Here is a 6,919-nt window from a genome sequence, read left to right as displayed (position 1 = left end):
GGAGTACGGCTACTCCTGCATGGGCTACGAGATCCCGGCCGGCATCGGTGTCCAGCAGGCCGCCCCCGACACCCCGGTGTGGTCGCTGGTCGGCGACGGCACCTACCTGATGATGCCGACCGAGATCGTCACCGCGGTCCAGGAGGGCCTGCCGGTCAATCTGGTCCTGATCCAGAACCACGGCTACGCCTCCATCGGCGGCCTCTCCGAGTCGGTCGGCGGCGAGCGCTTCGGCACCGCCTACCGCTACCGGGCCGCCGACGGCACCTTCTCCGGCGCCCCGCTCCCGGTCGACCTCGCCGCCAACGCGGCCAGCCTCGGCATGGACGTCCTGCGCGCCAAGACCGTCCGCGAACTGCGCGAGGCCCTGGCGACGGCCCGCGCCTCCGACCGGCCGACCTGCGTCTACGTCGAGACGGACACCGCCACCCCGACCGCTCCCCCGGCCGAGGCCTGGTGGGACGTACCGGTCGCCGAGACCGCCTCGCGCGAGTCCGCCGTACAGGCCCGCGAGGAGTACGACCGCCAGGTCGTCGACCGCCGCCGCCACCTCTGAACTCCCCACCCCCGAAAGGCACTCGCACCATGAAGACGATCACCCACTGGATCGACGGCAAGCCCGTCGAGAGCACCTCGGGCCGCTTCGGCCCCGTGTACAACCCGGCGACCGGCGCTCAGGAGAAGCAGGTCGGCTTCGCGACCGTCGACGAGGTGGACGCCGCCGTCGCCTCCGCGAAGGCCGCCTTCGAGAGCTGGGGCGCCTCCTCGCTCGCCAAGCGCACCGCGATCCTGTTCAAGTACCGCGAGCTGCTGGACGCGCACCGCGACGAGATCGCGGAGCTGATCACCGCCGAGCACGGCAAGGTGCACTCGGACGCGCTCGGCGAGGTCGCGCGCGGCATGGAGATCGTCGAACTGGCCTGCGGGATCAGCGTGCAGCTCAAGGGCGAGCTGTCCACGCAGGTCTCGACCCGGGTGGACGTCGCCTCGATCCGCCAGCCGCTCGGTGTCGTCGCGGGCATCACGCCGTTCAACTTCCCGGCCATGGTGCCGATGTGGATGTTCCCCCTCGCCATCGCGACCGGCAACACCTTCGTCCTCAAGCCCTCCGAGAAGGACCCCTCCGCCTCCTACCGGCTGGCCGAACTCGCCTTCGAGGCGGGTCTCCCCCAGGGCGTGCTGAACGTCGTCCAGGGCGACAAGGTGGCCGTCGACCGCATCCTGGAGCACCCGGACATCGAGGCCGTCTCCTTCGTCGGCTCCACGCCGATCGCCAAGTACATCCAGCTCAAGGCGGTCGAGCACGGCAAGCGCGTGCAGGCCCTCGGCGGCGCCAAGAACCACATGCTCGTGCTGCCGGACGCGGACCTGGACTTCGCGGCCGACCAGGCGATCAACGCGGCCTACGGCTCGGCCGGCGAGCGCTGCATGGCCGTGTCGGTCGTGGTCGCGGTCGGTGACACCGGCGACGAGCTGGTCACCAAGATCTCCGAGCGCGCCGGCAAGCTGCGCATCGGTCCGGGCAACGACCCGGCGAGCGAGATGGGCCCGCTCATCACCCGCGAGCACCGCGACAAGGTGGCGTCCTACGTCGCCTCGGCCGCCGCGCAGGGGGCCGAGGTCGTCGTCGACGGCACCGGCTTCTCGGTAGAGGGCCACGAGGACGGCTTCTTCCTCGGCGTATCGCTCCTGGACAAGGTGCCGCTGACGGCGGACGCGTACAAGGACGAGATCTTCGGCCCGGTGCTGGTCGTCGTCCGCGCGGAGTCCTACGACGAGGCCATCACGCTGATCAACAGCTCCCGTTGGGGCAACGGCACCGCGATCTTCACCCGGGACGGCGGCGCGGCCCGCCGCTTCCAGATGGAGGTCAAGGCGGGCATGGTCGGCGTGAACGTGCCGATCCCGGTGCCCGTCGGCTACCACTCCTTCGGCGGCTGGAAGGACTCCCTCTTCGGGGACCTCCACATCTACGGCAACGACGGCGTCGCCTTCTACACCCAGGGCAAGGTGATCACCACCCGCTGGCCCGACCCTGCCGACGGCGGGATCAACCTCGGGTTCCCCAGCAACTCCTGACACACCGTCATCGCCCGAACCCGATAGGAGGTGCCCCGTGGCCGGAAGCGTCTCCGCGCTCGGCGCCCTGCAGTTCGCCCTGGACCGCAACAGTCCGGTGCCGCTGTACTACCAGCTCGCGCAGCAGTTGGAGGGGGCGATCGAGCACGGGACCCTCGCTCCGGGCAACCTCCTGGGCAACGAGATCGACCTCTCCGTACGCCTCGGCCTGTCCCGCCCCACCGTCCGCCAGGCCATCCAATCCCTTGTCGACAAGGGGCTGTTGGTCCGGCGGCGGGGGGTCGGCACGCAGGTCGTGCACAGCCAGGTCAAGAGACCGCTGGAACTCAGCAGCCTCTACGACGACCTGGAGTCGGCCGGACAGGGGCCGACCACGCGGGTGGTGCGCAACGAGGTCGTGCCCGCGCCCGCGGATGTCGCGGCCGCCCTCGGTGTCCCGGAGGGCAGCGAGGTCACGCTCCTGGAACGGCTGCGCTGCACGCACGGCCAGCCGGTGGCGTTCCTCTGCAACCACCTCCCGGCGAACCTGCTCCAACTCGACACCGTCCAACTGGAGTCGACGGGCCTGTACCGGATGCTGCGCACCGCCGGCATCACCCTGCACAGCGCCCGCCAGACGATAGGGGCCCGCTCGGCCACCCCCGAGGAGGCCACCCGCCTCGACGAGAAGGAGGGGGCGGCCCTGCTCACCATGCAGCGCACGGCGTACGACGACACGGGACGGGCGGTCGAGTACGGCTCGCACATGTACCGGGCCTCGCGCTACGCGTTCGACTTCCAGTTGCTGGTCAGGGCCTGAGCGGGCTCCTCACCCGGCCGAGTCCAGCCGTTCCCGCTGCTCGACCGTCAGTTCCAGGTCGACGGCCGCCAGGTTCTCCTCCAACTGGGCCACGGACGACGCCCCCGCGAGCGGGACGATCGGCAGCGGGCCGCCCAACTGCCAGGCCAGCACGACCTGGTTGACGCTCGCGCCGGTCTCCTTCGCGACCTCGCGCAGAGCGGCGAGCCGGGGCGGGGTGCCCGGGTGGTCGTACTCGGCGCCGAGGGGCTTGTCGTCGCGTACGTAGGCGCCGGCCAGCAGGGGTGAGTAGGCGACCAGGGTCAGGTCCGGTTCGGCGCGCAGATAGCCGAGCAGGTCCGGGGTGGCCGCGCCGAGGCTGCCGTCGGGGAACAGCTCGTGCGGCAGGTCCGTGCGGGGGCGCAGATAGCTGTGCTGGTACTGGAGGACCTCGTAGCCCGGCAGACCGGCCGCGGCGGCGAGGGCGCGGGCCCGTTCCACCCGCCATGCGGCGTGGTTGCTGACGCCGAGGAGACCGACCGTGCCCTCGGCGACCAACTCGGCGAACCCCTCGACGGTTTCCCGGAGTTGGACCGTGTGGTCCTCGATGTGCGCGTAGAGCAGGTCGAGTTTGGCCACGCCGAGGCGTTCGCGGCTGCGTTCGGCCGACTCACGGATGACCTTCGCGGACAGGCCCTCCGGGTTGTCGAGGTAGCTGGTGCCGGGTGCCAGGGGGCGGGCGCCGAGCTTGGTCGCGATCACGATCTCGTCGCCTATACCGCGGCTGCGCCGCCATCGCCCGAGCAGTTCCTCGCTCTGGCCGCCCTGGCCGCCGTCGTGCCAGAAGGCGTAGTTGTCGGACGTGTCGATGAAGTTCCCGCCGGCCTCGACATAGCGGTCGAGTACGGCGAAGGAGGTCGCCTCGTCGGTGCGGGAGCCGAACAGCATCGCGCCCAGCGCGAGCACGCTCACCTCGCGGCGGTGGGCCGGATCGGTGCCGATGGTGCGGTACTTCATGATGATCCCTCCCGTTCGCACCCGGTTCTCCGGGCACGAACGGGAGTCTTGCGTTTGGAGCGCACTTCAAGTCAAGGCCCCGGCAAGTACGGGCCCCGGGCGGCTACTTGGCGAACGGGCCGTCCAGCGCCGCCCATTGCAGCAGCATGATCGTCTTGGCATCGGCGATCTCCCCGGTCCGGATCATCTCCAGGGCTCTGCGGAAGGGCAGTTCGAGGATCTCGATGTCCTCGCCCTCCTCCTGGAGACCCCCGCCTTCGTGGGTGCGGGTCGAGGGGCCGTAGGCGGCGGCGTAGAAGCCGATGCGCTCGGTGACCGAGCCGGGGCTCATATAGACGTCGAAGACATGCTCCACCGCGCCCACGGTGTGCCCGGTCTCCTCCACCACCTCACGCCGTACGGCCTCCTCCGGGTGCTCGTCCTCGTCATCGAGGAGTCCGCCGGGGGTCTCGACGAGCATGCCGTCGGGGTGGCCGTTGACGTACACGGGGAAGCGGAACTGGCGGGTGAGCAGGACCGTTTCGCGCGCGGCGTCGTAGAGGAGCAGGGTGGCGCCGTTGCCGCGGTCGTGGGTCTCGCGCTCCTGTGTGGTCCAGGTGCCGTCGGCGTGCCGGAAGTCGAAGGTCGTGGTGCGCTCGACGTACCAGTGGCTGGAGAGCAGTTTCACGTCGCGGACCTTGACCCGGGGATTGCCGGTCAGGTCGAGGCCGGTGCGGTGCAGGCCGGTGCGGCCGCGGCTGTCGGGGGTGTCGGCGCCCGCGGTCATCGGATACCGGCCGGAGGGGAGGAGATGGTCGCATTGTTCATGCCCGACGTCTATCACCCCCGGGTGTGGAACGTGTGCCCGAAACCGGTGAGCCGCAAGCCCAACCGATGTGCCGGTTGCGTTGATTCGTCGCCTACGTGGAGGCGTGGCAGGCCCGCGAGGCCTACCCGAACGTCCTGGCCGGCGGCGGTCCGGTGTTCGGCGTGGCCGAGGAGCTGGATTCCGGCGGCTGGCTGGTCCTCTCCCGGTTCGGCAACATGGCCCCGCAGGGCTCTCGCGACACCCTGGCGATGACCTTCCGCCGGCGCGCGCGGGACGCCGTCGACGCGGGCGACACGGCCGCTCAGCAGGAGTGGCTTCGGGGAGCGGAGCGGCTGGACCGGGAGAAGGTGGACGAGCTGACGGTGCTCGGCCGCCGGTTCCGGGTCGTGCGGGCCGACTGGTTCATCCGGATGGGACCGACGGGACCGGAGCCGCCCCGGCCGTCCGACCCCGACCCGGCGAAGGTCGGACACGGCCACGAACTCACCGGCCGCACCACGGGGTTCGTGATCGGCCCGTTCACCGCGACGGGCATGTCCGAGGGCATCCTGCGGATGGAACTGCTGTCGCTGGTTCTCGCCCCGGGCACGGCTCCGGCCCCCGTACGCGAGGACTCGGTGCGCGCCCTGAAGACGCATCCGGGAGGTGTGCTGCTGCCCGCCGAGTTCACGGCGGCGGAGTTCGCGGACGGCGGCTGGCAACCGACGCAGATGACGAACCCGAGTCCGCAGGGGGCGCGTGACACGCTCACCACCTATCTGCGGGTGATGGCGCCGGCCATGGAGCAGCTCGACGAGGAGACGCGGGCCGAGTACGCGCGGGCGGCCGACCGGATCGACGCCGAACGCTGCGACGAGATCGTGATCGACGGGTGCCGGACGCGGATCGTACGGGTCGAACGGCTCGTCCGGATCGGCCCCGACGGTCCCGAGGGCCCGCGCCCCTCCGACCACGACCCGGAGCGGCCGACCGCCGTCCAGGAGGAACAGCTGCGTGCGGAGGGGCTGTTCGACGAGGACCGGTGGTGAGCGAGGGGGAGGCCGAGCAGCGGCGGGTGGCGGAGGAGCAGGCGAAGGAGTTCCTGCGTCTGTTCGAGGAGCAGCGCCGACGGCGGGAGACCGCGAGGGTTCGTGAGCCCGGGGGTGGGGCCGGCCGCGCGGCACGCGGCCGGCCCCACCCTGTCCGCCGGTGGTGTCAGTCCTTGCCGAGCATCTTGTTCATCTGCTCGATCTCGGCACTCTGCGCCGTGATCACGTCGGTCGCGAGTTCGGTGGCGGGGCGGTAACCGCCGTCCGCCTTCTCGGTCTTGGCCATGTCCACGGCGCCCTCGTGGTGTTCGACCATCATGTTGAGGAACATGGTGTCGAACGCGGCGCCGGAGGCCTTCTCCAGCTTGCCCATGTCGGCGCCCGTCATCATGCCGGGCGTCGAGGACGACATGTCGTGGCCCATGCCGGTCATGTCCTGGGGCACCTTCTCGCCCCACGACGTGAGCCAGCCGGACATGGTCGTGATCTCGGGGTCCTGTGCGCCCCTGATCTTCGTGGCGAGGCTCTTGACCCGGTTCGAGGAGGCACGGTCGGCGGCGAGTGAGGCCATCTCCACGGCCTGCCGGTGGTGCTGGATCATCTCCTTCGAGAAGGAGACGTCGGCGGCGTTGTGCCCGCCGGTCCCGCTCTTGCCACTTGCCTTGCCGTCGTCGCCACAGGCGGCGAGCGTGAGGGCGGCCACCGAGGCGGTGACGGTGAGAGCGACGGTACGACGGACGAACCCGCGTTGTGCGGTCATGGTGATACTCCTGGAACGGTTGTCTGTGCAGGGCATGCCGAAGCGCGCGGGTGGGCGCGCGGGCCGCTCTAGATCCGCAGGAGTTGGAGTTCGGAGAGGGAGGGCGGGGCCCGCCCGCCGTCCGGGCCGCCACCGGTCAGGGACCCGCGGGCGTCCGGCAGTTGGGCCCAGGCGGCCACATCGGGCCGCAGCGTCGGAACCACGGCCGGAGCACCGGCGACGGAGGCGGAGGCGCAGGTCGCGTCCGCGTGGGCCAGGTGGCTGCCGCAGTCGCCCGCGCCGTGATCGCAGGCGTCCGGCGTCGACGCCTTCTCACCCATGGCCGCGGTCATGGCCGTCACCGCGCGCTCCGGCGCGGGGTGGGCCAGGGGAACGGGCCCGAGTCCGTGCATGCCCAGCAGGCCCAGAAGCAGCGTGGCCACGAGCATTCCGCAGCGCCGCACCCGAGG

Annotated in this window: 8 protein-coding genes; 4 read left to right on the top strand and 4 right to left on the bottom strand. The window is 71.0% G+C overall.

Going from position 1 to position 6,919, the window contains the following annotated elements:
• The 3 genes from ABZT04_RS45750 to ABZT04_RS45740 form a co-directional block, all read left to right on the top strand.
• The coding region (locus ABZT04_RS45750; RefSeq protein WP_356066613.1) for a thiamine pyrophosphate-dependent enzyme at positions 1 to 556 on the top strand (556 nt) is incomplete at its 5' end.
• A gap of 29 nt (positions 557 to 585) precedes the next feature.
• Positions 586 to 2,079: a CoA-acylating methylmalonate-semialdehyde dehydrogenase gene (locus ABZT04_RS45745; RefSeq protein WP_356066612.1), complete on the top strand. Its 1,494-nt coding sequence runs from the start codon at positions 586 to 588 to the stop codon at positions 2,077 to 2,079.
• A 37-nt stretch (positions 2,080 to 2,116) separates the two neighbouring features.
• On the top strand, positions 2,117 to 2,878 hold the full coding sequence (locus ABZT04_RS45740) for a GntR family transcriptional regulator (RefSeq protein ID WP_356066610.1): 762 nt from the start codon (positions 2,117 to 2,119) through the stop codon (positions 2,876 to 2,878).
• A gap of 9 nt (positions 2,879 to 2,887) precedes the next feature.
• Here ABZT04_RS45740 and ABZT04_RS45735 read toward each other — a convergent pair whose 3' ends face one another.
• Positions 2,888 to 3,874, bottom strand: a complete 987-nt coding sequence (locus ABZT04_RS45735; RefSeq protein WP_356066608.1) for an aldo/keto reductase — start codon at positions 3,872 to 3,874, stop codon at positions 2,888 to 2,890.
• A gap of 103 nt (positions 3,875 to 3,977) precedes the next feature.
• Positions 3,978 to 4,640, bottom strand: coding sequence for an NUDIX domain-containing protein (locus tag ABZT04_RS45730; RefSeq protein ID WP_356066607.1), 663 nt, complete (start codon positions 4,638 to 4,640; stop codon positions 3,978 to 3,980).
• 137 nt (positions 4,641 to 4,777) lie between these two features.
• Here ABZT04_RS45730 and ABZT04_RS45725 point away from each other — a divergent pair, with 137 nt between their 5' ends.
• The gene (locus tag ABZT04_RS45725; RefSeq protein ID WP_356066604.1) at positions 4,778 to 5,710 is read left to right on the top strand and encodes a DUF5954 family protein; all 933 of its coding nucleotides are present in this window, start codon (positions 4,778 to 4,780) and stop codon (positions 5,708 to 5,710) included.
• 166 nt (positions 5,711 to 5,876) lie between these two features.
• Here the strand turns inward: ABZT04_RS45725 and ABZT04_RS45720 are convergent, their stop codons facing one another.
• Both ABZT04_RS45720 and ABZT04_RS45715 read right to left on the bottom strand, forming a co-directional pair.
• Positions 5,877 to 6,470 carry a DUF305 domain-containing protein gene (locus ABZT04_RS45720; RefSeq protein WP_356066601.1) on the bottom strand — a complete coding sequence of 198 codons (594 nt, stop codon included), beginning with the start codon at positions 6,468 to 6,470 and terminating at the stop codon, positions 5,877 to 5,879.
• A gap of 68 nt (positions 6,471 to 6,538) precedes the next feature.
• Positions 6,539 to 6,919: DUF6153 family protein (locus ABZT04_RS45715; protein ID WP_356066599.1), on the bottom strand; the 381-nt coding region annotated here is incomplete at its 5' end.

The organism is Streptomyces sp. NPDC005492, assembly GCF_040605995.1.
GTDB lineage: Bacteria > Actinomycetota > Actinomycetes > Streptomycetales > Streptomycetaceae > Streptomyces.
Note: the sequence above shows the minus strand (reverse complement) of the source record. Positions and strands in the feature narration are given on the sequence as shown.

Bases quoted from the DNA above. Each gene is read 5' to 3' on its own strand.
- ABZT04_RS45745 (WP_356066612.1), top strand. From the start codon at position 586: ATGAAGACGATCACCCACTGGATCGACGGCAAGCCCGTCGAGAGCACC.
- ABZT04_RS45735 (WP_356066608.1), bottom strand. From the start codon at position 3,874: ATGAAGTACCGCACCATCGGCACCGATCCGGCCCACCGCCGCGAGGTG.
- ABZT04_RS45730 (WP_356066607.1), bottom strand. From the start codon at position 4,640: ATGACCGCGGGCGCCGACACCCCCGACAGCCGCGGCCGCACCGGCCTG.
- ABZT04_RS45720 (WP_356066601.1), bottom strand. From the start codon at position 6,470: ATGACCGCACAACGCGGGTTCGTCCGTCGTACCGTCGCTCTCACCGTC.